A 26,606-nucleotide genomic window follows, 5' to 3' on the forward strand; every position below is an offset into this window, starting at 1 on the left:
CTCTCAGCCGGTGAAGCCTACATTGGTCGTCTCACCGATGGTCCGGCATTGGACCCGAATGCGCCGAAAGGCAAACGGAAACCATACATCGAACAGGCGTGGTCGGCGCAGCAAACGAAAAAGGCCCCACCTTGCGGTGGAGCCCCTTTCTGTCTGGCCTGCTGGCCGTTCCTCAGTCGTCAGACTTGAGGAACGCCGGCATGTGGTCCGGAGCCGGGCCGTCTTCACGGTCACGACGCGGACGATCGCCACCTTCGCGACGGGGACCACGGTCGCCGCCTTCGCGACCCCGATCGCCTCTGGGACCACGGTCGTTGCCACGCGGGCCACGACGGTCACCACGATCCGGACGATCACCACGCGGTTCGCGCGGCTCGCGCGGCGGACGGGTGTCTTCCAGCTCACCACCGGTCTCCTGATCGACGACGCGCATCGACAGGCGAACCTTGCCGCGCTGGTCGATCTCGAGGACCTTGACGTAGACGTCCTGGCCTTCCTTCACCACGTCGGTAGGCTTTTCCACGCGCTCGTTCTTCATTTCGGAGACGTGGACGAGACCGTCCTTGCCGCCCATGAAGTTCACGAAAGCGCCGAAGTCGACGATGTTGACGACCTTGCCCTTGTAGATCTTGCCGACCTCGGCTTCCTCGACAATGCCGAGGATCCACTGGCGAGCAGCTTCGATCTGGGTCAGGTCCGAAGACGAGATCTTGATCAGGCCTTCGTCATCGATGTCGACCTTCGCGCCGGTGGTGGCGACGATCTCGCGGATCACCTTGCCGCCCGTGCCGATGACGTCACGGATCTTCGACTTGTCGATCTGCAGCGTCTCGATGCGCGGAGCGTGCGCCGAAAGCTCGGTGCGTGCCTCGCCCAGCGCCTTGGTCATTTCGCCGAGGATGTGCGCACGGCCTTCCGAAGCCTGACGCAGCGCGACTTCGAAGATCTCGCGCGTGATGCCCGCGACCTTGATGTCCATCTGCATCGTGGTGATGCCTTCGGAGGTGCCAGCCACCTTGAAGTCCATGTCGCCGAGGTGGTCCTCGTCGCCCAGAATGTCCGAGAGAACGGCAAACTTGTCGCCTTCAAGGATGAGGCCCATGGCGATGCCCGAAACCGGACGCTTCACCGGAACGCCCGCGTCCATCATCGAAAGGCAGCCGCCGCAGACGGTTGCCATCGAGGACGAACCGTTCGACTCGGTGATGTCCGAGAGGATGCGGATCGTGTAGGGGAATTCTTCCTTGGTCGGCAGCACCGGGTGCAGCGCGCGCCACGCCAGCTTGCCATGGCCCACTTCGCGACGGCCCGGAGCGCCGAAACGGCCAACTTCACCAACCGAGTACGGCGGGAAGTTGTAGTGGAGCATGAAGTTTTCGTAGCGCAGGCCCTCAAGGCCGTCGATCATCTGCTCGGCGTCCTTGGTGCCCAGCGTGGTCGTGCAGATCGCCTGCGTTTCACCGCGGGTGAACAGCGACGAACCATGCGTACGCGGCAGGAAGCCGACGATCGCTTCGATCGGACGGACCTGCGTGGTGGTGCGGCCGTCGATGCGCTGGCCGTCCTTGAGGATCGCGCCACGGACGATGTCGGCTTCCACCTTCTTCATCGTCTTCATCGCGACCATCTGGGTCTGCGGACCTTCCTCGGCAAACGCAGCCTTCGCCTTCGCGCGGGCTTCGTTCAGGGCGTTCGAGCGGGCAGACTTGTCGGTCAGCTTGTAGGCTGCAGCAACGTCCTTGCCGACGATATCCTTGAGCTTCTTCTTGATGTCGGCGGTGTTGTCCGACAGGTCGATTTCCCAAGGCTCCTTGGCGGCCTTCTCGGCCAGCTGGATGATCGCGCCGATGACCTTCTTGATCTCGTCATGAGCGAACAGCACGGCGCCGAGCATTTCGTCTTCGCTCAGTTCCTTGGCTTCCGATTCCACCATCATCACGGCGGTGTCGGTCGCGGCAACCACGAGGTCGAGGCGGCCGTCGGCCAGGGCCACGTCCTGCTTCGGATTGAGGACATATTCGCCCTCGACGAAGCCCACGCGGGCAGCCGCGATCGGGCCCATGAACGGAACGCCCGAAATCGTCAGCGCGGCCGAAGCGGCGATCATCGCGACGATATCGGGTTCAACTTCACCATCATAGCTCAGAACCTGGGCGATGACGTTGATTTCGTTGTAGAAACCTTCGGGGAACAGCGGGCGGACCGGACGGTCGATCAGGCGGGAAACCAGCGTTTCCTTTTCCGTCGCGCCGCGTTCACGCTTGAAGAAGCCGCCCGGAATGCGGCCGGCCGCCGAATACTTTTCCTGATAGTGGACAGTCAGCGGGAAGAAGTCCTGGCCTTCCTTGACCGACTTTGCCGCGGTGACCGCGCAAAGGACCACAGTTTCGCCATACGTGGCGAGGACCGCGCCGTCAGCCTGACGGGCAATGCGGCCGGTTTCGAGAGTGAGGGTCTTTCCGCCCCACTCCAGCGATACGGTTTTGACGTCGAACATTTTACATCCTTCAGCCCGCGCGCCCTATTGCGAGCGGGGTTTGCTGCCGGGGAGTACCGTCCCGGTCCGGTGTGGGGCCGATTGTCGTGCCCCGAAGGCGCTCTGCCGAATTGCCGAGAGCCTAAACGCAAAAGCGGCCCACTTGGGGCCGCTTCGCTTGGTTACTTGCGAAGACCGAGCTTCTGGATCAGGTCGTTGTAACGACCCACATCCTTCTTCTTCAGGTAGTCAAGAAGCGAACGACGCTTGTTGACCATCATCAGCAGGCCGCGACGCGAGTGGTTGTCCTTGTGGTTGGACTTGAAGTGCTCGGTCAGCGTCTGGATGCGGCTGGTCAGGATCGCAACCTGGACTTCCGGCGAACCGGTGTCGCCTTCGGCGCGAGCGTGTGCTGCAATGACTTCCTGCTTCTTTTCTGCGGTAATCGACATATCAGTTACTCCGCGACATCCTTCAGATTGAACCCCCTCGAGACCTTCAGGCTTCCGCCCGAAAGCTCCACCAGCGCGACCGGAACAGATCCGGTCTTCGCCCAGTAAAGCCCGTCCTCGAAGGGCAATCCCGTCAGAACGCGGCCCTGTCGGACCGCCCTTGCCTGCTCGGGATCGAGGGAGAGAGCCGGGATGTCGACCAGCCCTGCCTCCAGTGGCAAGAGTATGTGTTCAAGGGGCGCGCCTTTACCCACATCGTTCAATTTGTCCAGCGAAATCGCCTGGGAGATATCGAACGGCCCGGCCTTCAGGCGGCGCAGCATGGTCACGTGCCCCACAGTGCCGAGCGCACGCGCGATGTCGCGGGCAAGGCTGCGGATGTACGTACCTTTCGAAACATGGGCAGTCAGGGTCAGTTCTTCAACCCGCGTAACCTCGGACACAGTCTCGGCAACCAACGAGCAGATCACCACATCGCGCGATTTCAGCTCGAACGTCTCGCCCTTGCGCGCGAGGTCATAGGCGCGTTCACCATCGACCATCAGCGCCGAATAGGCGGGAGGAACCTGCGAAATCGGGCCAGTAAAGCGCGGCAGCACTGCCTCGATCTCTTGCCAGGAGGGCCGAAGGTCGCTTGTCGCCACAACCTTGCCTTCAAGGTCGAGCGTGTCCGTCTCCTCGCCGAAGCGCACCGTGAAGGCATAGACCTTGCTCGCGTCCAGCATGCGCCCGCACAGCTTGGTCGCCTCACCCACCGCGATGGGCAGCACTCCCGTTGCCAGCGGATCAAGCGTACCGCCGTGCCCCACCTTGCACTTGCCGAAACCTGCCTGACGCAGGTTACGCTTCACCGCCGCGACGCCTTGCGTCGACCCGAGCTCCAGCGGCTTGTCGAGAATGATCCAGCCATCAACCATGGTCAGAGCGGCTCAGGACCGGCGACGAACGCGGCAAGACCGGCAAGGTGCTGGCCGATCCATTCGACCGGCGGGCCGATCAGCCTTTGCATCAGATGCAGCTCCGGCCAGAAGTACGGCAGGATGACAAGGAAGGCGAAGACGACCAGCAGGCCAAGCCCGATGGCGGCAACGAACGCGAGCACGCAATTGGTCAGCGGCCCTGCCGCTGCGACCAGCACCATCCCCCAGCGCGGGTTGCGCAGGCGGCGAAAGTCCACCGGCACCGGCTTGGCCCAGCCAAACACCGGCGCGCCCGAAAGCTTGAGCAGTCCCGGCAGGATGATCGTGCCGAACGGATCGACATGGCGCAGCGGATTAAGGCTCAGCCGCTTCTGCTCAGCCGCAGTCGGGTCGCCCAGCGCCCGCGCCACCCACCCGTGCGCCACCTCGTGAAAGACAATCGCCAGGATCATCGGAATTGCGATCGTGGCAATCTGCCAGACCAGACCTTCGGGGTTCATTTCGTCTTGCTCACCCAGTCATCGCGGAGGATCGAAAACAGCACGGTATCGCGCACCCTTCCCGTCCACGTGCGGCGCTCGTGCCGCATCACGCCCTCCTGCACTCCGCCAACCTTCCTGACCGCAGCCTGACTGCGCAGGTTGATTGCGTCCACCTTGAACGCCACCCGCTCCAGCCCGCAGGCAAAGGCATGGTCGATCATCAGGCGCTTCAATCGTCCGTTGAGCCCGGTGCCGCGCACGGATGGCACGATGTAGCTGTTGCCGATCTCGACCGACCAACCCGGCGCGCCATGTTCGATCCACGCCGTCATGCCGACCAGTCGCTCGCCGTCGAAGATCGCATAGGGCCGCCGCTGCGGCGCAGAGTTCAGCAGGCTGTCGAACTGCGGATCGAACGCCTCGCCCCGATAGCTGAACGGATAGATGTCCCAGATCTCGTCGTCCTGCGTACAGGCATGGCGAAGTCTCTCGCGATGCTCCTCGCGCAGGATCTCTAGCCGCAACTCGCCATCGGCCAGCGGCACGTATAGCCCGTCCCCGCTCATCCCCGCATCGCCTCCGAAAAGTGCTTGCGGCACAGCGCGACATAGCGGTCGTTCCCGCCGATCTCGGTCTGCACACCCGCCCGCACGGCAGCCCCGCTTTCATCCACACGCAGGTTCATCGTCGCCTTGCGCCCGCAGTGGCATACGGCCTTCAGCTCCACCAGCGAGTCCGCAATGCCGAGCAGGGCGGCCGCCCCCTCGAACAACTCGCCCTGAAAATCCGTGCGCAGTCCATAGCACAGCACCGGAATCCCCGCCTCGTCGGCAATCCGCGCCAGTTGCCACACCTGATCGCGTGTCAGGAACTGCGCTTCGTCCAGCAGCACGCACGACAGCGGCTGTACAACATGGGCAGCTTTCACCGCCGCCCACAGGTCCGTAACAGGGTCAAAACGATGGGCTTCGGCATGAAGACCGATGCGGCTCTCGATATCGCGAGCGCCGCCACGGTCATCGATCGCAGCGGTCCATAGCATGGTCGCCATCCCCCGCTCGCGGTAGTTGAAGTCCGCCTGCAGGAGATTGGTCGATTTGCCGGCGTTCATGCTGGCATAGTAGAAGTAGAGCTTGGCCATGGCGCACAAGCCATACGCAGGACTTTCGGGAACGCCAGAGGACTTCGGCCTTTGTTTCCGGAAAATCGACAAGGAACGTCCCATGCGCTGCCATCTTTTCAAAGTGCCCGCGCTGCTCCTCGCAACTGTCGCAAGTCTGGCGCCTGCCCTCGCCAACCCTGCACCCTCAGGCCAGCTGCGCTACCGCCTCGACGGCCCACGCAGCGAAGTCCACGCCAAGGTCGGCTTCTTCGGCATAGCCAGCAAGACCGCACGCTTTCCGGCGGTCACCGGCGGCATAGACCTCGACCCAAATCACCTCGATGCGATCCGCCTCGACGTCATGCTTGATGCCACCGCGCTGGAAGCCGGTGATCAGGTCACCTTGAAGCGCCTGAAAGGCCCCGATTTCTTCGACGTTGCCAATTATCCTTCGGTGCGCTTCATCGGAAAGCGCATGACCATGACCGGGCCGGTCACCGCCACGATCAGTGGTGACCTCACCGCCCGCGGCGTCACCCGCCCCACAGTCCTGACGGTCAGCTTCGCCGATCCCCCCTCACGCGCAACGGGGCGCGAGCCGATCCGACTCTCGGCAAGGGCGAAGATTGATCGCACCGATTTCGGGATGAACGCCTATCGGCTGATCGTATCGAAATCCGTCACCATCACGATCAACGCGCAGATGGTCCCGGCCTGAACCTCAATCCTGAGGGTCGAGATCGCGCCGGACTTTCGGATCGCTCAACAGGGTCTCGATCCTGCTGGCCACGTCAAAGCTCTCGTCGGGCAGGAACTTCAGTTTCGCGGCATATTTCAGCCGCAACCGCTGCGCCACTTCGCGCTGGAAGTAGGCAGTGTTCGAGCGTAGCGCCTTCAGCACCAGCTCCTCATCCTCGCCCAGCAGCGCCTTCACGAACACGCTGGCATGGCGAAGGTCGGGCGACATGCGCACTTCGGTCACCGAAACGGTATGCGCGCTCAGCACGTCGTCGTGCACTTCCTGCCGCGTCAGCAACTCCGACAGGATATGGCGCACCTGCTCACCCACCTTGAGCAAGCGGACGGAACGGTTCTCGGGAGTGGTCTGCTTGGCCAAGTCTAACTCATCTTTGCAAGGATACGGGCAATCGAACGGACGTTGCGCGCGGTGCCCCTGCAGCCGAGACGGCGCTCGATAAACGCACCGGTCAGCTTGCTTTCGGCCACACCGTTCGCGAAATCGATATAGATGCTGCGGTTGCCGATTGCGAGTTTTTCCATGCCCCGCATGGCCTGATCGGCCGCCAGCTTGTCGAAAGCGGCCCGGTCAGGCTCACGCTCGAGGAACAGGGTATGGACGAGGTTGTCCTTGCCGATGCCGGTAAAGGGATTGCCCTCCACCGCCTCGGCGATGGCAGACCGGTCACGCACCGCAACGAAGCTCCTGATGTCGAAGCGGTCGAGCATGACGTGGGAGAACAGGTCTTCCAGCCCATCGAGCGGCCGGTCGTCATAGTCGAACAGCAAGTTGCCGCTCGCCACCACCGTCTCCAGCCCGGTCAGCCCTTCCCGCTCGAACGCCCAGCGCAAATCCGCCATCGTCACGCGATTGCCGCCGACATTGATCGATCCGAACAGGGCGACATAGCGGGTCATGAATACCTCCAGACGACGACCAACCCGGCCAGAGCAATTGATGCAACCGCACTCATGCAGCCACAGCCCATTCGCTCGGCAAGCTCACCAAGGAAGGTCTCGATCAACCTGGCGCGAAACCGTCGGGGGCGTTTGCCAAGCTCTTGCAGCTCGGCACCCGGCTTTCGCCGACGTCCCCGACTTTTTCCCATGCCTTAAAGCGTCCGGTCGCGCATCTCGACTTCGAAGACTTCCAGCTGGTCGCCCGGCTTGATGTCGTTCGTGTCCTGCAGCAGCACACCGCATTCCAGACCGCCGCGGACTTCGGCCACGTCGTCCTTGAAACGGCGCAGCGAAGCGATGGTCGTGCGGCTGACGATGACGTCGTTGCGCGTAAGGCGTGCATGCAGACCCTTGCGGATGACGCCTTCGACCACGAGCAGACCCGCAGCCTTGTCCTTCTTGCCCGCCGGGAAGACTTCCTTGACCTCGGCACGGCCGACAACCGTTTCGATCGCCTCCGGACCCAGCTCGCCCGCCATTTCCGAACGGATGTCGTCGGTCAGCTGATAGATCACGTCGAAGTACTTCATCCGTACCTTGTTGCGCTCGATCAGCTCGCGCGCCTTGGCGTTCGGACGGACGTTGAAGCCGACGATCGGCGCGCCGCTGGCCTGGGCCAGGTTGACGTCGCTCTCGGTGATCGCACCAACGCCTGACTGCAGGATGCGCACCTTGATCTCGTCGGTCGAGATCTTGTTGAGCGCATTGACGATCGCCTCGACCGAACCTTGCACGTCGGCACGCACCACCAGCGGATACTCGATGACGGTGTTCTTCGCGGCGAGCGCGGAGAACATGTTTTCGAGGCTGGCCGGAGCCTGCGCCGTGCGCTTGGCCGTCGCGCGTTCATGACGGTACGCCGCCACTTCACGGGCACGGGCTTCGCTCTCCACCACGGTCAGCGTGTCACCAGCCATCGGCACACCGCCAAGGCCGAGGACCTCGACCGGCAGCGAAGGCCCGGCTTCCTTGACCTGACGGCCCTTGTCATCAAGCATCGCGCGAACGCGGCCCGACTGGGTGCCGACGACGAGAATGTCACCAACCTTGAGCGTGCCGCGATTGACGAGGACGGTGGCCAGCGGCCCCTTGCCCTTGTCGAGCTTGGCTTCGATCACGGTGGCTTCTGCCGCGCGATCCGGGTTGGCGCGCAGTTCGAGCAGTTCGGCCTGAAGCAGGATCTTCTCGATCAGTTCGTCAAGTCCGGCACCGGTCTTGGCCGAAAGCTCGACGTCCTGAACGTCACCCGACATCGCTTCCACGAGAATCTCGTGCTCGAGCAGGCGCTCGCGGATCTTCTGCGGATTGAACTCGGGCTTGTCGGACTTGGTGATCGCCACGATCATCGGCACGCCAGCGGCCTTGGTGTGGTTGATCGCCTCGATCGTCTGCGGCATCAGCCCGTCGTCACCGGCAACCACCAGAATGACGATGTCGGTGACGTTGGCACCGCGCATGCGCATTTCGGTGAAGGCTTCGTGACCCGGCGTATCGAGGAAGGTGATGTGGTCACCGCCCTTGGTCTTGATCTGGTAGGCGCCGATGTGCTGCGTGATGCCACCAGCTTCGCCGCGCACCACGTCGGTCCCGCGCAGCGCATCGAGCAGCGAGGTCTTGCCGTGGTCGACGTGGCCCATGATCGCCACGACAGGCGGACGAACCTTCAGCGACTCTTCCGAATCGACGTCTGCCGAGCTGTCGATGTCGGCATCGCTGTCGCTCACGCGCTGGATGTTGTGGCCGAACTCGGTCACCAGCAGTTCGGCGGTGTCCTGGTCGATGGTCTGGTTGATGGTGACCATCATGCCCATCTTGAACAGCGCCTTCACCAGGTCCGCAGCCTTCTCGGCCATGCGGTTGGCAAGATCCTGCACGGTGATCGCGTCAGGCACGACCACATCGCGCACCTGCTTCTCACGCGGCTGCGACTGGCCGGCGAAGTGGGCACGCTTTTCCTTTTCGCGCGCCCGCTTGAGAGCGGCGAGCGAACGGGCGCGTGCGCCTTCGTCCTCGTTTAGCGCGCGCGTGACGGTCAGCTTGCCGCCACGGCGGTCTTCGGTCTTGCGGTCGCGCGGATTGGTCGCGGGCTTCTTGGCGGCGGGTTCCGGACGCTTGACCGGAGCAGCAGAGGCAACCGGCGTAAACCGGCGCGGCGCAGGCACCACCGGCGCAGCTTCGGCAGCCATGGGCGCTTCGGCGGCAGGCGCTGCTTCGGGCTTGGCGGCAGCCTCAGGCTCAGCCGCGGCAGGCGCGGTGGCAACGGGTGCAGCTTCAGGCGCTGGCGCAGCTTCCGGCTCGGGAGCCGGTTGCGGTGCAGGAGCAGGAGCAGGAGCAGCTTCAGCCTTGGCCTTTTCCTCGGCACGGCGACGCTCTTCCTCGATCGCCTTCAGGCGCTCTTCCTGCTCGCGGCGATTGGCAGCCTCGAGCGCGGCGAGGCGGGCTTCCTCGGCTTCGCGCAACAGACGGGTCTGCATTTCCTGACGCGTCTCGCGGCTGGCCGAAGGGGGCGGCGGCGGGGGCGGCGGAGGCGGGGGTGGCGCAACCGGGGTCGGTGCAGCAGGCGCGGCGACAGGCGCTGCGGTTGGCGCAGCCTCGCCGGGGCGGCCCATCAGCTTGCGCCGCTTCACTTCGACCACCACCTTGTTGGTGCGACCGTGGCTGAAGGTCTGCTTGACCTCTCCGGCCTCGACCGAGGTCTTCAGACCCAGTGGCCTGCGGCCCAGCGTCGGCTTCTTGTCGCTATCGCTCATCGAACTCATTCGCCCTTCGTATCAATATCGTCGTCCGCAACCGCGCCCGGGTGGGGCTTGGCGGCGTCAATTTCGGTTTCGGTCTCGTGGCCGAGAAAGTGCATCAGGCGCTGCAGCGGCGCTGCGACTCGTGCGGTCGCGGCGGCATCGGTCAGCGCGAGGTGAACGACGTTGTCGCGGCCCAATGCCACAGACAGCGCCGCCCGGTCCAGCGGCAAGATCATGCCCTTCTTGCCCGATCCTTCGGCACCCTCGCCCACGCGCCAGGCCTGGGCCAGCTTGTTGGGGCCATCGGTGCCTGCATCATTGGCGTGGCCAAGGAAGGTCACCGCCCCTGCCCTGCACCCTTGCGCGATCTTCTCCGTACCCAGCAGCACGTTGCCTGCGCGCAGTTCGATACCGAGACGATCGGTCACCAGACGGCGCAAGGCCTGCTCGACACGGTCGGGAAGGTCAGCAGGGATGCTCAGCTGCGCACCCTTGAAGGCACGCGCCAAGGCTCCCTTAAGCTTGCCATTGGCAATCGCTTTTTCAAGGGTCTCGCGATTGACGCCGATCCACGCGCCGCGTCCGGGCGCACGCGCCATGACGTCCGGCAGCACGTCGCCGTCGGGCGAGATCGCGAGGCGCGTCAGATCGCCCCGCGCATCATGACGCCCGGTCAGCACGCATTTGCGCTCCGGCGGGGTCTTACCCGCCGGCGCCTTGCCAACGATGTCGGAGCTTAGCGGCTCATTGTGAGGAATCCGCATCGGCGGCCTCCTCAGCTACTGGTTCGTCATCGAACCAGTGGGCACGCGCGGCCATGATGATCTCGTTGCCCTGCTCTTCGCTTAGGCCATATTCGCCCAGCACGCCGCCCTTGTCCTCGGCACGCTCGGACCGTTCGGGCCGATCGCTCTTTTCGCGCGGGCCCTTGTCGTTGCGACGACGCTGTTCGACGCGCTTCTTGGCGATGAGTTCGTCGGTCGCAAGATCGGCCAGATCGTCGAGCGTCTTGATGCCCGCCTTGCCGAGCGTGACCAGCATCGCTTCGGTCAGGTGCGGCAGTTCGCCCAGCGCATCTTCCACGCCAAGGCCGCGACGCTGTTCGCGCAGTGCCTCTTCACGACGTTCGATCGCCTCGGAAGCACGGCTCTGCAGCTCCTCCGCCAGCTCTTCGTCGAACCCTTCGATTGCCGCCAGTTCCGACAGCTCGATGTAGGCCACTTCCTCCAGCTCGGTGAAGCCTTCGGCCACCAGCAGCTGCGAAAGCGTCTCGTCCACGTCGAGCTCTTCCTCGAACATCTTCGAACGCTCGGCGAATTCCTTCTGGCGCTTCTCCGAAGCTTCCGCCTCGGTCATGATGTCGATGGCCGAACCCGTCAGCGACGAGGCAAGGCGCACGTTCTGGCCACGACGACCGATAGCGAGCGAGAGCTGGTCATCGGGCACGACGACCTCGATGCGGCTCTCTTCCTCGTCGATCACAACGCGGCTGACCGTTGCAGGCTGCAGCGCGTTGACCACGAACGTCGCGGTGTCCTCGCTCCAGGGGATGATGTCGATCTTCTCGCCCTGCAGTTCCTGCACGACGGCCTGAACGCGGCTGCCCTTCATGCCGACGCAGGCGCCGACCGGATCGATGCTGCTGTCACGGCTGATCACGCCGATCTTCGCGCGCGAACCCGGATCGCGGGCAGCGGCCTTGATCTCGATGATGCCGTCGTAGATTTCGGGCACTTCCTGCGCGAAGAGCTTCTTCATGAACTCGGGGTGCGCACGGCTCAGGAAAATCTGCGGACCACGGTTCTGGCGCTCGACCTTCATGATCAGCGCACGAACGCGCTCGCCCACGCGCGGCACTTCGCGCGGGATCTGCTGATCGCGGCGGATCACACCCTCGGCACGGCCGAGGTTCACGATCACGTGGCCGAACTCGACCGACTTGATCACGCCGGTGATGACTTCGCCCGCACGGTCCTTGAATTCGTCGTACTGGCGATCGCGCTCGGCATCGCGGACCTTCTGGAAGATCACCTGCTTGGCCGACTGCGCATCGATACGCCCAAGATCCACCGGCGGCAGCGGATCGACGATGAAGTCGCCCACCGCAGCGCCCGGCTGCAGCTTTTCGGCAGCCTTGAGGTCAACCTGCTTGAAGTAGTCCTCGACCACTTCCACCACTTCGACCACGCGCCACAGGCGCAGGTCGCCGGTGCGCGGATCGAGCTTGGCGCGAATGTCGTTCTCCGCGCCGTAGCGGTTGCGGGCGGACTTCTGGATCGCTTCTTCCATCGCCTCGATGACGACCGACTTGTCGATCATCTTCTCCGTGGCAACCGCGTTGGCGATCGCGAGCAGTTCGGCGCGGTTTGCAGAAATCGCACTGGCCATGGGTCAGTCTTCCTGTTCTTCGAGAATCTCGTCCGCACCGCTGGTATCGAGCGGGCGGGAAGCGGCGATGAGCTTGTCCGTAAGGATCAGCTTGGCGTTGGCCACGAGGGCAAACGGCACGTCATAGACCGTACCGTCATCCTCGATGGAAATCATTGCGTTGTCCGCATCGAACCCCTTGAGGTCCCCACGGAAACGCTTGCGGCCGTCCTGCAGTTCGGACAGCTCGACGCGGGCTTCATGGCCGATCCATGCGGCGAAGTCCTTCGCGCGGGTCAGCGGTCGGTCGATGCCGGGCGACGACACTTCAAGGCGGTATGCGTCCTCGATCAGCATCTCGCCCGCTTCTTCCAGTTCGTCGAACCGGTCAGACACACGGCGCGAAAGCGCGGCGCAATCCTCGATCACCAGCTGGCCGGTTTCGGGACGCTCGGCCATGATCTGGAGCGTATGCTCCTCGTCACCGATCTCGCCGCCCTTGAAATAACGCACGCGCACGAGATCGAAGCCGAGGGCCTTTGCCTCAGGCTCGATAACCTCGGTGATGCGTACGATATCAGCCATGCAATCTCCAAATGCGCCCCGTTCGCACAAAAGCCGGTCCGCGCCGGCACCGCCTGGTGCCAGCCTGACTTTGCTTTCACAATGTCGGGATGAGGCGCAAATAGGCTCGTCGTCGGAAAAAAGCAAGCTGCAATCGGGCCTGCAGAAAGTCCGCGGATGACCTGCAAACGGCACCCACCAAAACTTGGTGAATTTCACCACTGTTCAGCGTGGAGAAAGGTTTATTGTTCGGCACGCAGGATCGAAAACGGGGGATTTCTGCCATTTCCCCAGTTTGGCACGCCCCATGCAAAGCTGGTCGCATGAGCCAAAACGGCTTCCAACAGTTCACATGAGGACCACACCATGACCGCTTTTGCCAACCGCATCGCCGCAGCCGCCAGCGCCTTCGCCCTGAGCCTCGCCCTGATTGCCGGCACTGTCCACACCCCCGTCCAGACCGGCGCGGCACCTGCCGCTGCCATGCAGGAGATGATCTGATGACCCAGCTTCGCTTCGATGATTCGGCCCCTCGCCCGATCGAGAGCACCAAGGGCGGCTTCCGCCTCGACAAGGTGCGCGGCAAGGTGATGGGTGTCTGCGCCGGGATCGCCAACTACTTCAATGTCGACGTCACACTCGTCCGCGTTGCCTTCGCACTTGGTACCCTGCTCGGCTTCGGCTCGGCGATCCTCGTCTACCTGCTGATCGGCCTGATCGCCGACTGACGCCCGACGCGCCTTCTTGCGGGCCAGCCTTCCAGTCCCTGCCCCCGCAAGCCGCCCCGCCTCTCCCGCCCCCGGAGAGGCGGGGCCTTTGCCTCCAACAACAACGAAAGCCACCAACCAACATCGTCATTGCGAGGAAGCGAAGCTGACGAAGCAATCCAGAGCGTCACAGCAAACCGCTCTGGATTGCTTCGCTACGCTCGCAATGACGACGTCACTGGAGTCTTAAACCTGCGGTGCCTTGGCAAACGGCGAGAAGTCCGTGTCCGTATCGTAGACGTCCGCTCCCTCGCGCGCCTTCAACCAGCCGACCACCGCATAAGTCACCGGCGTCAGCACCGCTTCCCACACCACCTTCATCAGCCAGTTCGTGACCATCACCGTCAGCACCTGGCTCGTCGTCCAGATGCCGAGGAACGCGATCGGATAGAACAGCAGGCTGTCCACCGCCTGCCCGAACACGGTCGAGCCGATCGTGCGCGTCCACAGCATCCTGCCACCGGTCAGCACTTTCATCCGCGCCAGCACGAACGAATTGACGAATTCGCCCGCCCAGAACGCCGTCACCGAAGCGAGCACGATCCGCCAGGTCGATCCGAATACGCTCTCATAGGCTGCCTGCCCGTCCCAGCCCGGCGCGGGCGGCATCGCCACCACCACGAAGCTCATGAACGCCATGAACACCAGCGCGAAGAACCCCATCCACACGCAGCGCCGCGCGTTGGCATAGCCATAGACCTCGGTCAGCACGTCGCCGATCACGTAGGACACCGGGAAGAACAGGATGCCCGCCCCGAAGGTGAACCCGCCGACCTGCGCCAGCTTGGCCGCTCCGATCAGGTTCGACAGCAGCAGGATCGCCACGAACGCGGCCATCACATAGTCGAAATAGCGGAAATGCCGACGCGCGCTGGTGGTGCCGTCGATTCTCGAAATCTGGGGATCGCTCATGGACCCGAGTGCTAACCCGGTTTGCACGATCCGAAAAGCGTGCTTATGGGAACCCCGGCGCGCGCCCGTAGCTCATCTGGATAGAGCGCGAGACTTCTAATCTTGAGGCAGCAGGTTCGAGTCCTGCCGGGCGCGCCAGTTTCTCCACCATTCGTCATTCCCGCGTAGGCGGCAATCCATTGGTATTGCGTGTGACCTTGACAAAACGAACCATATAGGTTATATGCCCCGTCACAGGTCAGGAGGGGGCACAAGGCCATCCCGCTCCTCTCCCTTCGGAGGTCAGGCTGTGGCCGAAGCTTCCGGCGCGATCGGTGCGGCAGGTGCGTGCGGGTTCAATGCGGGGCGTTAAGCCCAAGACCCACCGGGCAAGACCTGTCGTTACCCCAAGGACAGACAGGACAACCCAGGGCTGATAGCACGGCGCCGAACCCTGAGCGACGCTGCGGATGCGGAACCCGCCATGACTTGCGTGACGTAGTCTGCGCAAACGACAGGTTCTTTTCACGCAGCCGCTTGCCAAGAAGCCTAGGCAGCCCGCGAGCCGCCGCCGACGCTTCGTCCTTTCACATGTGTCCGCTCTCAGGCTGAGCCGATCAGGGGTTCGGAACCGCCCCCCGGCCACTCGCAACCGGTCCCGCGCCCTTCCCGCGCGTGCCACAACGGCACCGCACCGGTCGCGCGATCTGTGCTCATCCCCGGCGTTACCGTCCGCACTCGCCAGCGGATGTTCTGCTTTGTCGTGTGTCCGCGATGCCCACCCCCGGCCCCTCCCGCTTGCGGGAGGGGGAACTTCCAGCCCTCCCGCATGCGGGAGGGCCGCGAGACTTGGGTTACGCAGCGAACCTAGTCGCAGCGGGGTGGGCAAACAGCGCAACCTCGAAATAGAAGATCAACCAGCCCCCCAACACCCCGCTTGCCCTCAGCCACCGTCGCGTCCAAGCATCCTGCCAAACACCCCACCAAAGGCGTCCCCGCTTGGACCTGACCGGTTTTGCTCTTGCCGTCCTCCTGATTGAACTGACGCCCGGCCCTAACATGGCCTGGCTGGCGGGCCTCGCTGCGACCGAGGGCAGGCGCAATGGTCTTGCGGCGGTAGCAGGTGTAGGGGTCGGGCTGCTCGTCAACGGCGCACTGGCGGCGCTCGGCCTTGCCGCGCTGCTGGCGACGATGCCCGCCTTGTGGAACGCGCTGCGCTTGGCAGGCGCTGCGATGATGGTCTGGCTTGCGGTCGAGGCATGGCGCGGCGCGGGCAAGCCTCAGGCGCCGGGTAATGGCAGCGCGACCCGCCCCTTTGCCGCAGGGGTGCTGATCAACCTGCTCAACCCCAAAGCCTACATGTTCTTCGTCGTGGTCGCCCCGCAGTTCCTTGGCGGCGAGGTTCTCGGCTTGCACAACGCGCTGCTGCTCGCCGCGATCAGCACGGCGATTGCCACCGCGATCCACTGCGCCATCGTGCTCGCCGGCGCCCGCGCGCAAGGCTGGTTGGCGGACCCGGCCCGGACGCGCATCGTCCGCCGGGTCTTCTCCCTCGTCATCCTCGGCGTTGCCGCCTCGTTCCTGCTAGTCCCGGCCCGCTAGTCTCAGTTAGCAAGCGGCGGGCAGGCGTAAGTCTCGCCCACGCCCTCGATCCCGGCATTGCGCAGGCTCACGACAAAGCCCTTGTCCGCGCCCATCCGCAACGGCGAGCCCACCGCCTGCAACTTCGCCCCATGCGCAGCAAAGCAGGTCAGCGGAATGCGCAACGTCGCAGGCTTGCCCACCGCGCCGAGGCTCTGGCTGACATCGAGCCGCACGCCCGCGAACGAGACCGTCACCGGCCCCGAACCGCGCGCATCAGGCCGCCAGTCGAGACGCAGCGCGAAGCCGCCGTTGAGGTGGCGCTGCATGTCGACCGGCGGACCGTCGAGCGCGAAATCGCCCTTGCCGCTCCAGCTGAACTGCCGCGCGTCTTCCTGCGCCGCAACATCGACCGCGCGCATGGTGACCGTGCTGTCGAGCCCCAGCCGCCACGGATCGATCACCTTGCCAGCGCGGATGAAGGTCGTCTCACTCAGCGCCGAGCCGAGTTCCACGCGCGGGTCTTCGTTGACCGCGCCAACCTTGGCGGGCTTTGCATAGCTCAAGCCGTGGCCAACGCGCCACAGCGGCTCGACCATCGGCGAGCGCGCGTCCTGCGGCCAGTCGAAAGACAGCGTGCCGGTGAAGTCGCGCACCGGCTTGCCGTCCTTGCCCGCCACCAGCACATCGGCCACGCCCTGCCCTTGCGAGCCCGGCTGCCAGGCAGCAACGAAAGCATCGGCAAGGTTCAGTTCGGGACCGACGAACATCGGGCGGCCCGAAAGGAATACCGCGACGACCGGCACGCCTTGCGCCTTCAGCCGCTTCATCAATTCCAGCTCGCCCTCGCGCGGATGGAACATGAGGTTGGGCACGTCGCCCTGAAATTCCGCGTAGGGCTGCTCGCCGAACACTACGACGGCAACGTCGGGCTTCTTCGCCGGGACATCGCTCGCGATCTCCGCCTTTCCGCCTGCCGCGCTGACCGCCTCGACGATGGCGCGCCCGATGGTCCGGCCCTTGGGGAAGTCTGCCGCCGAGGTATCGGTGCCCTGCCAGGTGATGGTCCAGCCACCCGCCTGCATCGCCATGCTGTCAGCCCCCGGACCGGTCACGAGGACCTTGGCGCCGGGACGGATCGGCAGGACAGAACCTTCGTTCTTGAGCAGCACAAGCGACTTGGCCACGGCTTCGCGCGCGATATCGAGGTGCGCCTGCGCGCCGACCGCTGCCGGATCGCCCCGCCCGACGGGCTTGGCGCCCATCAGGCCGAGCTTGTACTTCACCCGCAGCACCCGCCGCACTGCATCGTCAAGCCGCGCCATCGGGATCGTGCCATCACGCACTTCGCGCACCGTGTTGTCGAACAGGCCCTTCCAGCTGTCGGGCGCCATATAGAGATCGAGCCCGGCATTGATCGCAGCTGCACAGTCCGTGGTGGTGCACCCCGGGATCTGGCCATGGCCGTTCCAGTCGCCGACGATCAGCCCGGTAAAGCCCATCCGCCCCTTCAGCACGTCGGTAAGCAGCGAGCGGTTGCCGTGGTTCTTGACCCCGTTCCAGCTCGAGAAGCTCGCCATGACGGTCAGCGCGCCGGCGTCGATGGCGGGGGGATAGCCCTGCGCGTGAAGGCGGACGAGTTCGGCCTCGGGCAGCTTGGCATCGCCCTGGTCCTTGCCAGCTTCGGTCCCGCCATCGGCAAGGAAGTGCTTGGCGCTGGCGGCAACCTTGGCAGCGGGGAGTGGCTTGCCCAACCGCAGCGGCCCCTGCAGGCCTTCGACCATCGCCTTGGAATAGGCGGCGATGACGGCAGGGTCGCTCGAGTAGCCTTCATAGGCGCGACCCCAGCGCAGGTCCTGCGGCGTGGCGAGCGTGGGCGCGAAAGTCCATTCTATGCCCGAGCCCGCAACCTCGGCGGCAGTGGCCTTGCCGATGCGGTGGATCAGTTCGGGATCATGCGTCGCGCCGAGCCCGACGTTGTGCGGAAAAATCGTCGCACCCGGCAGGTTCGAATGGCCGTGGACCGCGTCGACGCCGAACAGGATCGGCACGCCCGCCCCGACCTTGCGCGATGCCGCGCGGTATTCGGTGACCAGCTTGAGCCACTTGGCCGCATCGGCACGTTCGTCGCCGTAGGGTCCGCTGTTGCCGCCTGCGAGGATCGAGCCGAGCGGATAGCGCTCGAGATCGGCGGGGGTGACCGAGCTGATGTCGCCCTGGATTACCTGCCCGACCTTCTGCTCGAGCGTCATGCGCTTGATCAGGCGATTGATGGCGCGCTCGGTCGCCCGATCTGTAAGGGCAGCGGGACTGCGGGCGGCTGGCCAGTTCGCAGGATCGGCAACGCCGCCTTCTGCGGCCTGCAGCGCAGTGCTGCCAAGCAACAGCAGCGACGAAGCCAGCAGACCGGCTTTCATCCCCGACTTCAGGCGCGCCGTGGTTCCCTTCGACATCGACTTCCCCAAATTCTGTGAACGTTCTCAAATGAGCGTTTCCCATGTTCGGCGGCGGAAATCAAGCCCTGCGCGACGGTCAGTGCTGCAGTCTGGAAAGAAGCACCATCGCCGCCACAGCAAGCGCTGCAAGCACGGCGAAGAGCGCGGCAAAGCCGAGCGAGGGAACGAGGGCGAGCGTCAGGGCCGGGACCGCGAGCGAAGGGATCGTGTTGGTCAGGTTGAACAGCCCGAGATCGCGCCCACGACGCGTGCTGTCAGGCAAGACCCGCAAGGTGTGTGCGCTGTGAAGGGCGAGAAACACCGAAGTCGAAAGGCCGAACAATATATATCCCGCCACGGCCAGATCGCGCCCCGATGCCAGAGCCATCACCACAAGCCCCACCGCCGCTCCGCCGGACGACAGCGTCAGCGGCACGACTGGCTTGCCGGCACGATCCGCCCAGCGCCCCGCGAGCAGGGCCGCAAGAGCCCCGGCGATCATCGCAACGAGCAGGACCCGGGCAATCGCACCGTCGGCCAGCACGGGATCGACCGAGCGCAGCCAGAGGTAGAAGAAGGCGAAGAGCGAGGCTTCGGAAACCTGCACCAGCAAGCGTGCGATCCACATCCGCGTGGCCATCGCGCGCAGCACCTTGCTCGCCACTTCCCCACCGCCAGTCGCAGGTTCCGCCCCAGCCCGGCCGCCATCCTCGCCCAGCAGCACAAGTGGCAGCACGCAGACCGTGACGATCGCGCCGACTGCAGCAAAGCGCTGGACCTGATCGGCAAAAAACGGCAGCGTGACCAGCGCTCCCGCAAGCGCGCCCGATGCAGGCGCGAAGGCGAGCAAGCCGCCGAGCATGCCCTTGCGGCCATCGGGCACGCGATCTCCCGCCCAGGCCGCAAGGGGGCCTAGCATCAGGTTCAGGCTGAGCTGCCAGACGGCGATGACCACGATCAAGGCCGTGAGCGACCCCACGCGCGGCGCTGCCTGAAGCATCGCGCAGGACAGCAGCAGACCTGTCAGCACGAAAGGCTTTCGCCGCCCGGCAAGGTCGCTCAGCCAACCGAAGGCGATGTTGCAGACACTCGCCGCAATTGCGCCGAGGAACGTCGTCGCCGCCAGCCAGCGCACCGCCTCGCTCCCCGCCAGCAGGTGCACCTGCATTGGCAACAGCAGGGTCAGGAACGGAACATATCCGATGGTCGATCCCGCCCAGGCCAGCGCGTAAAGCGCGAGGAAGCGGCGCTCCCGGCGGTTGTTGAGGTCCACGCCGCTCAGCTTGCAGGGCCGGTGGAGCCGCGTACCTCGAAGCCCATCGGCAGGAGCAGCGGTGCGATGTCGGCCCCGCCGTCACGCTGCGCCGCGATCAACATACGCACGGCGCTCGCCGTCGTCTCGGCAATCGGCTGGTCCACAGCCGTCAGCGCCGGACGGGTAAATCGTACCAGCGGCGTGTTGTCGAAGCTGACCAGCGAGAGGTCCTCGGGGATGGCAAGGCCGAGTTCTGCAGCAACTTCCGCCGTCGCCAGTGCCATCTGGTCATTGCTCGCGATGATCGCGCTTGGCCGATCGGCAGCACTCAGCAGCGCCCGCGCAGCGCGGACGCCCGAAGGATAGGTGAAGTCGCCCGCTTCGAGCAGGCCCTCAGTCGCAAGGCCAGCCGCATCCATCTCAGCCCGCCAACCGTCTACACGCTTGCCCGCAAGACGATACTCAGACGGACCGGAAATGAAGCCGATGCGCTTGTGCCCGAGATCGAGCAGGTGGCGCGTCGCGGTGCGTGCACCGCCCTCGTCGTCCATCGAAACCATGATGCCATCGGGCAGCCCCTCTTCGTGCACCTGTGCGCCGATGCGGGCGAAGGGAACGTGGTGGCGGGTCAACGTTTCGAGGATCTGCGGATTGTCCGAGTGGGGCGGGGTCAGGATCGCGCCATCGGGCTGCAGCGCCGCAATCGCTGCGCCTAGCTCACGCTCGACATGGTCGTTGTGGGTGTCGACGAGTTCGAAGATCAGGCGGTAGCCATGCTCGGCGCATTCGAGCATTCCCCCGAGCAGCATCTGGTCGACCCAGTCCGTGCCTTGACGCGCGCGCCAGTCGGCAATCGTTCGTTCGCGGTCGTTGAGGGCAAGGATCAGATAGGAGCGCGACCCACTCATCCGCTGCGCCGCGATCGAGGGGACATAGCCCAGCTTGTCGATCGAGGCCTGGACCTTCTCGCGCATTTCGGGCCGTACGTTGGCCTCGTTATTGATGACACGGCTCACCGTCTGCAGCGAGACACCCGCATCGGCTGCCACGTGCTTGATCGTTACCGCCTGCCGCCTTCGCGCCATGGGTTGTCAGTTACCCCCGCTCTTCGTTCCTTTGAGAGCGTTATCCGCAACCGGCGGCTTTTGCCAGACGCGAACCCAATCGACCGCCATCGCCTTGGGGAAACCCGAAGGATCGACGCCTTTCGCGTTGCGCCCTTCGGGCAGATGCCCGCCGATGGCGAGGTTGAGGATCAGGTGAAACGGCTTGTCAAACGGTGCGCCCGCCTTGTCGGATGCGAGTGTATGCCATTCGTGCGGTGCGCGGCGGGCATAGTCCTTGCCATCGACGCGCCAGACCATGCTGTCCTTGTCCCACTCGACCTCGTAGGTGTGGAACGCTGTCGGATCGGCAAGCTGCGTTTCCTCGGTGATATAGCGATTGCGCGGTGGTTCGCCGCCGAAGTGGATGGTGCCGAGTACGCGGTTTTCTTGGCCTCCCTCGCACGCCTCGCAAGGTTGGCCGAGGTTGACCGCTTCCATGATGTCGATCTCGCCCGAGCGTGCCCAGCCGCCATAGGCCCAGTCTTCCGGCAGCATCCAGATTGCGGGCCAGGTGCCCTGCCCCTGCGGCAGGCGCGCGCGGATCTGCACCTTGCCATAAAGCCACGAAGCCTTGCCCTGTGTCGAAAGCCGCGCCGAAGTGAACGGCTTCTCCCGCGTTGCCACGGCCTTCTGTGGATTATCCCGCTGGTCGCGAGGGAACGCGGGGCCGGTAAAGTCCTCGCGCTGGGCGACGATCTCCAGCACGCCGTCCTTCACCCGATGGTTCTGAGGCCGCGCGGTATAGCACTGCCGCTCCTCGTTCCCGCCGCCCCAGCAGTCCTCGGCCAGAACCCAACGATTGCGATCCAGCGCTGCGCCGTCGAATTCGTCGGCCCAGACGAGCTGCCATTCGGGCGCGGCGGCAGCGGCAGCCAACAACAGAATGGTCATGCCGCCGCCGGAACTTCCGCACAGCAATAGCGCGCCACGTAATCGCCATGCGAAGGCAGCGCAGCGACCGTACGGCTGACCTGTTCGCGCAATGTGCCCAGCAGATGCGCCAGTTCCTCGTCCCGCAGCTTGGCGGCGACGGGATGGTGGCTGGCCGGATTGATCCCCTGCCCCATCATCACCTGCACCCACGAATTCTCGGCGAACAGTTCCTCGTTCTTGCGGAACACGCGGCCGGTTTCGCGGAACAGTTCGATCTTCTGTTCAAGGCTGGCGGGGATTGCCATGCTGGCGCAGTGCCGCCAGAACGGCGTGTCGCGCCGGTCGGTCGCCTTGTAGTGCAGGACGAGAAAATCGCGGATCTGCTCCATGTCGGTGAACTGCTGGTCGTTGAACTCGGCAATGTCACGGCTGCTGATCGGACCTGCCGGAAGCATCCGCACGATGCGCAGGATCGCGCGCTGGATCAGGTGGATCGAGGTGCTTTCGAGCGGCTCCATGAATCCGCCGGAAAGGCCGACCGCCACGCAATTGCGATGCCACTGCTTGCGCCGCGCGCCGGTGCGGAAGCGGATGTGGTTGGGCTTTACCAGCTTCTCGCCTTCCACGGTCGAGAGCAGCTTTTCGAGCGCTGCCTCGTGGCTCAGGTAGTCGCTGCAATAGACGACGCCATTCCCTTGCCTGTGCTGCAGCGGAATGCGCCACTGCCAGCCCGCCTCGTGCGCGATGGCGCGGGTGTAGGGGACGGGCGGCCGCACGCTCGACGTCTGGATCGCGATGGCGCTGTCGCAGGGGAGCCAGTGGGTCCAGTCGTCATAGCCTGCCCGCAGCGCGCCTTCGATCAGCAGCGCACGAAAGCCGGTGCAGTCGATGAACAGGTCGCCCTCGATGCGGCGATCCCCTTCGAGCACCAGCGCCGCGATGTCGCCACTTTCGCCATCGAGTTCGACGTGGGCGATCTTGCCCTCGATCCGGGTCGTGCCGTCGGCCTCGGCCATCGCCCGCAGGAACCTGGCATAGAGCGCGGAATCGAGCTGGTAGGCATAGTTCATCCGGTCATCGGGAAGATGCGCGAACTTGCCCGCCTCGGCTGCCTTCAGTTCGAGGCAGTATTCGCCGTAGGGCTCGGTGTGACCGCGCTCCAGCCCGTTGAGCCAGAAGTGCTGGAAGCCTGCGGACCAGTGGTCCTTACCGGTGCCGCCGAACGAGTGGAAATAGTTTTCGCCCTGTACCCGCCAGTTTTCGAAATTGATGCCCAGCTTGAACGTCGCCTGCGTGGCGCGCATGAACTCGGCCTCGTTGATGCCGAGCAGGCGGTTGTAGGTGACAAGCGGCGGAATCGTGCTTTCGCCGACGCCGATGGTGCCGATCTGCTCGCTCTCGACCAACGTGACCTGCGCGACGGGGCCGAGCGTGCGGGCGAGCGCGGCTGCGGTCATCCATCCGGCGGTGCCGCCTCCGGCAATGACGATGCGGCGGGGCAGAGGCGAAGCGGTCATTGGCTGAGGCTCCTCAGGATGAACTGGTGAATGCGGGCAGCGCCCTGCGCGTCGATGGGGCCGAGCGCGCCCTGGCCCTCTTCAGGAATATGCGCCCGGGCCTCATCGCCGCCCGAGAACACGTAGTAATCGAACAGGTCCCGCCAAACGGCGCGATCGGCCTCGGGCAAGTCGCGGATGGCGAGGAGCGCGTGAGTCAGTGCCGTCTGGGGCTGGCCCATGTAGCGCGGCGTATCGCGCCACCAGTAGTTGAGCAGGATGTTGAACGGTTCTGTCGCCTCGACATGGTGCCACCACATCGAGGGGATGAACAACGCATCGCCGGGTTCAAGCTCGGCCACTTGTCCATGCGCCAGCGCCTCGGCGAAGCGCGGGTGGGCATCGAAATCGGGCGCGGCGAAATCGACCATGCTCACCGCACGGCCCGCTGGCGTGTTGTCGATCGGGCCGAGGTAGAGGTTGCGGAACTGGTCGGGCGGAAACAGCGTGAACCGGCGACGTCCGGCGACACAGCAGGCAAGGTTGTCGGGGAAATCGTTGTGCGCGGCGATGCGGGTGGGCGATCCGATCCACAGGCTGGTGATCGGATCGCGCGCACCGAGATCGACGCGGTTTTCAGCATCGACGCCGTGGAAATGCGTCGGCACATCGATCGAGCCGAGGTAGATCACAGGATGGTTGGCGCGGCCTTCGTTGGCATCGAAGCCTGAAAAGATATCCGCCAGCTTGCCGCGCGCGGTGCGGAAATTCATCTGCATGGCAGCGTCGTAGAACAGCCGACCACCGCTGCCGGGATCGGCGAGCGAAACGGTAAACGGCACGGGCCGCGCACGCTCAATCAGATAGGCGCGGGCGGCGCGGGCGGACTTGAGGCCCGCCTGAACCAGCGGCCAATCGCGCACGAGCCCGCGCAGCACGAACGGTTCGCGCGCGCCCCGCAGCATCGCGTCGAGATCGCGCGGCTCTCCCAGCGTCCTTTCGGCAACGGCAGGAAGCGACAGGGCGGTTTTGTCAGCCACCACGAACCTTGGCGTTCTTGCGGGCGACCAGATCGCCGAAGTGCGAGAGCGAGGCGATGATCATGTATATCCGCGCGAGGTGGCCGCTGGTCATCAGGTCCTGCAGCGCAGCGCCATCAAGGGCAGAGAGCTTTTCCTCGTTGATCGTGTGATAGCCGACGAGCGAGTTCTTTGCGCCATCGTCGAGCGTCACTTCGAGCGTGAAGGATTCGGCTAGCTCGTAGCGATCGAGCGCGGCGAAGAAGTCGGCGGACTCGCGGTGGGCATGGTCGAGATCGCCCAGCTTGGCGGCGATGTCCTCGAGGTAAGGCGTGGGCTGCCCGCTGGCGTCGAACACGCGCATGCCCTCGCCCGTCGTGCTGATACGCGGATGGTCGAGATCGACGTGAACCTGCGGCACGGCATCGGGTGTCGCCGGACGGCCGACCAGGAACGGGCGGATTGCCATCGACAGCGGCCGATAGGGCGCGTCCCAGGTGCCATCACGCAGGAACAGGTTCTCACCCGTTTCGAAGCCCAGCAGCGCCAGAGCCTCCAGCTTGCCGGTGGCAAGATCGCGGCGCAGCACGATGGGGTAATGCGCCTGCACCGAACGGAACTCGGCCGGGACGGTGGCGCAGGCCATGACGTTGTCACCAAGCTCTGCGCTGGCGGCGGTGTCGATGCGCAACTCGCCGTGGTCGGCCGGGTTGAGGATTGCGTGGTTGCTCATTTCACTGCCGCTCCGTGCATGGCGATTGGGTCTGTAGCCGCAACCGGCCGCAGGGCATCAAGATAGGTCCGGTTCGAAGGCAGCGCTGCTGCCAGCGCGCGCGAACGCTGGCGCACTTCGGCAAGGCGCTCCAACGTGGCCGGGTCAAAGGTTCCGGCGGGCGCGGCAAAGCCCATGCCGTAGAGCACGTACTGCTGGCTCGCTGCGCAGAACAACTCGTCCATGCGGGGAAAGTCCCAGGCCGAGGGCGGCTGATCGCGCCAGAGTTCAAGGCACTCGGCAAGGCGCGCCGGGATGGTTGCCGGATCGCGCTGGGCCAGCCAGTAGGGCTCAGGCCTCCGGCTGAGGACATAGTGGAGCTTGAGGAATTCGACGATGCGATCCCAGCGGTAGCGGAACAGTTCGTTGAATCGATCCGCCAGCAGGCCCATCGTTTCGGCACGACGCGGGAAATTTTCGGCCAGTGCCTTGATCGACAGTTCGATGGTGACGATGGCCGAAGCTTCCAGCGGTTCGATGAAGCCTGCCGAGAGGCCAACGGCAAGGCAGTTGCCCTGCCAGAAACGCTCGCGATGGCCAGTGGAGAAGGTCAGCTTGCGAGGACGCAGGGACGATAGATCGGCTCCGGGCACTTTGGCCGCAACGTAGGCACGCAGCACCTCTTCAGCGCGAGCATCATCCATGAAGCGCGAGGAGAACACGCAACCGATGCCGCGCCGGGTCGGCAGCGCGATATCCCAGATCCAGCCTGCCTCATGCGCGGTGCCGATGGTCTGTGAGGCGATGGGGCTGCCCGGCTTGACGGGCACCTGCAAAGCCAGCGCGCTGTCGTTGAAGGACACGTCCGAGCGGTCGACCCAAGGCACGCCGCAATGCCCGCCGATCAGGACCGCAGCGAGGCCGGAGCAATCGATGAAGAAGTCACCAGCCAGTTCGCTCCCGTCATGCAGGTGCAGATGAGCGATGTTGCCCGACGCATCGCTGGCAACCGCGGTGACCTGCGCCGCCATATGCGTCACGCCAAGTCGGGTGGTGGCATGGCGCTTCAGCAGGGCGGCAAACTTGCCTGCATCGAGATGGTAACCGTAGTTCAGCGCACCAGCATAGTCGGGCATCGCGCGCTGACGCGGCGCAAGGCTTTCGGCGCAAGCGACGGCTTGGGGCGTCATGGCGGAGGCGAATGGCTGCAGCGGTGCTTCTGCCTGCCATGCTGCAAGCATCCCGGCCATATCGCCGGATGGTGGCGGCGTGAACGGATGGAGGTAGCTGTCCCGCTCGCCTCCATCGACCCATCCATCGAAGCGCGAACCCTGTTTGAAGGATGCGTCGCATTGCGCAATGAACTCTGCTTCCGCGATACCAATCGTGGCGAGCGTCTCGCGCATGGTAGGCCAAGTGCCCTCGCCCACGCCGATGGTCGGAATGTCGGGCGCTTCGACCAGCGTGATCGAAAGCTCGGGCCGCCGCGCCGCGAGCAGGCAGGCCGAAAGCCACCCTGCGGTGCCGCCGCCTACGATGACAACCTGTTGCACCGACCCGCTCATCGCTCACCCAATCCAGACGCCGGTTGATCCAGCCGTCTTGTCCGCTCCGAAAACCCCTGCGGCCCGCACTGCAAGAACAGTACGGGCCGCCGGTTTCCTTACCCGAA

The 26,606-nt window shown here is 64.7% G+C and carries 25 protein-coding genes and 1 tRNA gene; 5 read left to right on the plus strand and 21 right to left on the minus strand.

Annotated features, from left to right (window positions below):
- Positions 1-172: 172 nt before the first annotated feature.
- The 6 genes from pnp to IQ25_RS02090 all read right to left on the minus strand — a co-directional run bounded on the left by pnp (position 173) and on the right by IQ25_RS02090 (position 5,471).
- Positions 173-2,497 carry a polyribonucleotide nucleotidyltransferase gene (gene pnp / locus IQ25_RS02065; protein WP_144901748.1) on the minus strand — a complete coding sequence of 775 codons (2,325 nt, stop codon included), beginning with the start codon at positions 2,495-2,497 and terminating at the stop codon, positions 173-175.
- 161 nt (positions 2,498-2,658) lie between these two features.
- Positions 2,659-2,928: a 30S ribosomal protein S15 gene (gene rpsO, locus IQ25_RS02070; protein WP_039337765.1), complete on the minus strand. Its 270-nt coding sequence runs from the start codon at positions 2,926-2,928 to the stop codon at positions 2,659-2,661.
- A gap of 5 nt (positions 2,929-2,933) precedes the next feature.
- Positions 2,934-3,845, minus strand: a complete 912-nt coding sequence (gene truB, locus IQ25_RS02075; protein ID WP_144901750.1) for a tRNA pseudouridine(55) synthase TruB — start codon at positions 3,843-3,845, stop codon at positions 2,934-2,936.
- A 2-nt stretch (positions 3,846-3,847) separates the two neighbouring features.
- Positions 3,848-4,348: a site-2 protease family protein gene (locus IQ25_RS02080; protein ID WP_144901752.1), complete on the minus strand. Its 501-nt coding sequence runs from the start codon at positions 4,346-4,348 to the stop codon at positions 3,848-3,850.
- Positions 4,345-4,896 carry a GNAT family N-acetyltransferase gene (locus IQ25_RS02085; RefSeq protein ID WP_144901754.1) on the minus strand — a complete coding sequence of 184 codons (552 nt, stop codon included), beginning with the start codon at positions 4,894-4,896 and terminating at the stop codon, positions 4,345-4,347. Before IQ25_RS02085 ends, IQ25_RS02080 begins: the two co-directional genes overlap by 4 nt.
- Positions 4,893-5,471 carry a thymidine kinase gene (locus IQ25_RS02090; RefSeq protein ID WP_144901756.1) on the minus strand — a complete coding sequence of 193 codons (579 nt, stop codon included), beginning with the start codon at positions 5,469-5,471 and terminating at the stop codon, positions 4,893-4,895. The genes IQ25_RS02085 and IQ25_RS02090 overlap by 4 nt, the downstream gene beginning before the upstream one ends.
- Positions 5,472-5,553: 82 nt before the next feature.
- Between IQ25_RS02090 and IQ25_RS02095 the strand changes: the two genes are divergently transcribed.
- On the plus strand, positions 5,554-6,150 hold the full coding sequence (locus IQ25_RS02095) for a YceI family protein (RefSeq protein ID WP_144901757.1): 597 nt from the start codon (positions 5,554-5,556) through the stop codon (positions 6,148-6,150).
- 3 nt (positions 6,151-6,153) lie between these two features.
- Here the strand turns inward: IQ25_RS02095 and rbfA are convergent, their stop codons facing one another.
- The 6 genes from rbfA to rimP all read right to left on the minus strand — a co-directional run bounded on the left by rbfA (position 6,154) and on the right by rimP (position 12,820).
- The gene (gene rbfA, locus IQ25_RS02100; RefSeq protein WP_144901759.1) at positions 6,154-6,549 is read right to left on the minus strand and encodes a 30S ribosome-binding factor RbfA; all 396 of its coding nucleotides are present in this window, start codon (positions 6,547-6,549) and stop codon (positions 6,154-6,156) included.
- Positions 6,550-6,551: 2 nt separating this feature from the next.
- Positions 6,552-7,088 carry a DUF1697 domain-containing protein gene (locus IQ25_RS02105; protein WP_144901762.1) on the minus strand — a complete coding sequence of 179 codons (537 nt, stop codon included), beginning with the start codon at positions 7,086-7,088 and terminating at the stop codon, positions 6,552-6,554.
- A 194-nt stretch (positions 7,089-7,282) separates the two neighbouring features.
- Complete coding sequence (gene infB, locus IQ25_RS02110; protein ID WP_181447155.1) at positions 7,283-9,880, minus strand: translation initiation factor IF-2; 2,598 nt, start codon at positions 9,878-9,880, stop codon at positions 7,283-7,285.
- 5 nt (positions 9,881-9,885) lie between these two features.
- Complete coding sequence (locus tag IQ25_RS02115; protein WP_144901766.1) at positions 9,886-10,632, minus strand: DUF448 domain-containing protein; 747 nt, start codon at positions 10,630-10,632, stop codon at positions 9,886-9,888.
- Positions 10,613-12,256 (minus strand): transcription termination factor NusA, encoded by a 1,644-nt coding sequence (gene nusA, locus IQ25_RS02120; RefSeq protein WP_144901768.1) that lies wholly within the window; start codon positions 12,254-12,256, stop codon positions 10,613-10,615. The genes IQ25_RS02115 and nusA overlap by 20 nt, the downstream gene beginning before the upstream one ends.
- 3 nt (positions 12,257-12,259) lie before the next feature.
- Positions 12,260-12,820, minus strand: a complete 561-nt coding sequence (gene rimP, locus IQ25_RS02125) for a ribosome maturation protein RimP (RefSeq protein WP_144901770.1) — start codon at positions 12,818-12,820, stop codon at positions 12,260-12,262.
- Positions 12,821-13,165: 345 nt separating this feature from the next.
- Between rimP and IQ25_RS21285 the strand changes: the two genes are divergently transcribed.
- Positions 13,166-13,300, plus strand: coding sequence for a hypothetical protein (locus tag IQ25_RS21285; protein WP_258536930.1), 135 nt, complete (start codon positions 13,166-13,168; stop codon positions 13,298-13,300).
- Positions 13,300-13,527, plus strand: coding sequence for a PspC domain-containing protein (locus IQ25_RS02130; RefSeq protein ID WP_144901772.1), 228 nt, complete (start codon positions 13,300-13,302; stop codon positions 13,525-13,527). The genes IQ25_RS21285 and IQ25_RS02130 overlap by 1 nt, the downstream gene beginning before the upstream one ends.
- Positions 13,528-13,752: 225 nt before the next feature.
- On the opposite strand, the gene IQ25_RS02135 is transcribed toward IQ25_RS02130, so the two are convergent.
- A complete protein-coding gene (locus IQ25_RS02135) occupies positions 13,753-14,478 on the minus strand; it encodes a queuosine precursor transporter (RefSeq protein WP_144901774.1) in 726 nt (241 codons plus the stop codon).
- A 61-nt stretch (positions 14,479-14,539) separates the two neighbouring features.
- Between IQ25_RS02135 and IQ25_RS02140 the strand changes: the two genes are divergently transcribed.
- A tRNA-Arg gene (locus IQ25_RS02140) sits at positions 14,540-14,616 on the plus strand.
- An 840-nt stretch (positions 14,617-15,456) separates the two neighbouring features.
- Complete coding sequence (locus IQ25_RS02145; RefSeq protein ID WP_246415395.1) at positions 15,457-16,059, plus strand: LysE family translocator; 603 nt, start codon at positions 15,457-15,459, stop codon at positions 16,057-16,059.
- A 2-nt stretch (positions 16,060-16,061) separates the two neighbouring features.
- Here the strand turns inward: IQ25_RS02145 and IQ25_RS02150 are convergent, their stop codons facing one another.
- The 8 genes from IQ25_RS02150 to IQ25_RS02185 form a co-directional block, all read right to left on the minus strand.
- Complete coding sequence (locus IQ25_RS02150; RefSeq protein WP_246415394.1) at positions 16,062-18,491, minus strand: glycoside hydrolase family 3 protein; 2,430 nt, start codon at positions 18,489-18,491, stop codon at positions 16,062-16,064.
- 79 nt (positions 18,492-18,570) lie between these two features.
- Entirely contained in the window at positions 18,571-19,746 is a 1,176-nt protein-coding gene (locus IQ25_RS02155; RefSeq protein WP_258536931.1) for an MFS transporter, read from the minus strand.
- Positions 19,747-19,751: 5 nt separating this feature from the next.
- Positions 19,752-20,813 carry a LacI family DNA-binding transcriptional regulator gene (locus IQ25_RS02160; protein ID WP_144901777.1) on the minus strand — a complete coding sequence of 354 codons (1,062 nt, stop codon included), beginning with the start codon at positions 20,811-20,813 and terminating at the stop codon, positions 19,752-19,754.
- A gap of 6 nt (positions 20,814-20,819) precedes the next feature.
- On the minus strand, positions 20,820-21,725 hold the full coding sequence (locus IQ25_RS02165) for a glycoside hydrolase family 16 protein (protein ID WP_144901779.1): 906 nt from the start codon (positions 21,723-21,725) through the stop codon (positions 20,820-20,822).
- Complete coding sequence (locus IQ25_RS02170; protein ID WP_144901782.1) at positions 21,722-23,224, minus strand: tryptophan halogenase family protein; 1,503 nt, start codon at positions 23,222-23,224, stop codon at positions 21,722-21,724. Before IQ25_RS02170 ends, IQ25_RS02165 begins: the two co-directional genes overlap by 4 nt.
- Positions 23,221-24,243 carry a cupin-like domain-containing protein gene (locus IQ25_RS02175; protein ID WP_338112181.1) on the minus strand — a complete coding sequence of 341 codons (1,023 nt, stop codon included), beginning with the start codon at positions 24,241-24,243 and terminating at the stop codon, positions 23,221-23,223. The genes IQ25_RS02170 and IQ25_RS02175 overlap by 4 nt, the downstream gene beginning before the upstream one ends.
- Complete coding sequence (locus IQ25_RS02180) at positions 24,236-24,955, minus strand: SapC family protein (RefSeq protein ID WP_144901784.1); 720 nt, start codon at positions 24,953-24,955, stop codon at positions 24,236-24,238. The genes IQ25_RS02175 and IQ25_RS02180 overlap by 8 nt, the downstream gene beginning before the upstream one ends.
- A complete protein-coding gene (locus IQ25_RS02185) occupies positions 24,952-26,499 on the minus strand; it encodes a tryptophan halogenase family protein (RefSeq protein WP_144901786.1) in 1,548 nt (515 codons plus the stop codon). Before IQ25_RS02185 ends, IQ25_RS02180 begins: the two co-directional genes overlap by 4 nt.
- Positions 26,500-26,606: the final 107 nt, after the last annotated feature.

The sequence above is a fragment of the Novosphingobium taihuense genome, assembly GCF_007830315.1.
Lineage (GTDB): Bacteria > Pseudomonadota > Alphaproteobacteria > Sphingomonadales > Sphingomonadaceae > Novosphingobium > Novosphingobium taihuense.

Bases quoted from the DNA above. Each gene is read 5' to 3' on its own strand.
- pnp (WP_144901748.1), bottom strand. From the start codon at position 2,497: ATGTTCGACGTCAAAACCGTATCGCTGGAGTGGGGCGGAAAGACCCTC.
- rpsO (WP_039337765.1), bottom strand. From the start codon at position 2,928: ATGTCGATTACCGCAGAAAAGAAGCAGGAAGTCATTGCAGCACACGCT.
- truB (WP_144901750.1), bottom strand. From the start codon at position 3,845: ATGGTTGATGGCTGGATCATTCTCGACAAGCCGCTGGAGCTCGGGTCG.
- IQ25_RS02080 (WP_144901752.1), bottom strand. From the start codon at position 4,348: ATGAACCCCGAAGGTCTGGTCTGGCAGATTGCCACGATCGCAATTCCG.
- IQ25_RS02085 (WP_144901754.1), bottom strand. From the start codon at position 4,896: ATGAGCGGGGACGGGCTATACGTGCCGCTGGCCGATGGCGAGTTGCGG.
- IQ25_RS02090 (WP_144901756.1), bottom strand. From the start codon at position 5,471: ATGGCCAAGCTCTACTTCTACTATGCCAGCATGAACGCCGGCAAATCG.
- IQ25_RS02095 (WP_144901757.1), top strand. From the start codon at position 5,554: ATGCGCTGCCATCTTTTCAAAGTGCCCGCGCTGCTCCTCGCAACTGTC.
- IQ25_RS02105 (WP_144901762.1), bottom strand. From the start codon at position 7,088: ATGACCCGCTATGTCGCCCTGTTCGGATCGATCAATGTCGGCGGCAAT.
- infB (WP_181447155.1), bottom strand. From the start codon at position 9,880: ATGAGCGATAGCGACAAGAAGCCGACGCTGGGCCGCAGGCCACTGGGT.
- IQ25_RS02115 (WP_144901766.1), bottom strand. From the start codon at position 10,632: ATGCGGATTCCTCACAATGAGCCGCTAAGCTCCGACATCGTTGGCAAG.
- nusA (WP_144901768.1), bottom strand. From the start codon at position 12,256: ATGGCCAGTGCGATTTCTGCAAACCGCGCCGAACTGCTCGCGATCGCC.
- rimP (WP_144901770.1), bottom strand. From the start codon at position 12,820: ATGGCTGATATCGTACGCATCACCGAGGTTATCGAGCCTGAGGCAAAG.
- IQ25_RS21285 (WP_258536930.1), top strand. From the start codon at position 13,166: ATGACCGCTTTTGCCAACCGCATCGCCGCAGCCGCCAGCGCCTTCGCC.
- IQ25_RS02130 (WP_144901772.1), top strand. From the start codon at position 13,300: ATGACCCAGCTTCGCTTCGATGATTCGGCCCCTCGCCCGATCGAGAGC.
- IQ25_RS02135 (WP_144901774.1), bottom strand. From the start codon at position 14,478: ATGAGCGATCCCCAGATTTCGAGAATCGACGGCACCACCAGCGCGCGT.
- IQ25_RS02150 (WP_246415394.1), bottom strand. From the start codon at position 18,491: ATGTCGAAGGGAACCACGGCGCGCCTGAAGTCGGGGATGAAAGCCGGT.
- IQ25_RS02160 (WP_144901777.1), bottom strand. From the start codon at position 20,813: ATGGCGCGAAGGCGGCAGGCGGTAACGATCAAGCACGTGGCAGCCGAT.
- IQ25_RS02165 (WP_144901779.1), bottom strand. From the start codon at position 21,725: ATGACCATTCTGTTGTTGGCTGCCGCTGCCGCCGCGCCCGAATGGCAG.
- IQ25_RS02170 (WP_144901782.1), bottom strand. From the start codon at position 23,224: ATGACCGCTTCGCCTCTGCCCCGCCGCATCGTCATTGCCGGAGGCGGC.
- IQ25_RS02180 (WP_144901784.1), bottom strand. From the start codon at position 24,955: ATGAGCAACCACGCAATCCTCAACCCGGCCGACCACGGCGAGTTGCGC.
- IQ25_RS02185 (WP_144901786.1), bottom strand. From the start codon at position 26,499: ATGAGCGGGTCGGTGCAACAGGTTGTCATCGTAGGCGGCGGCACCGCA.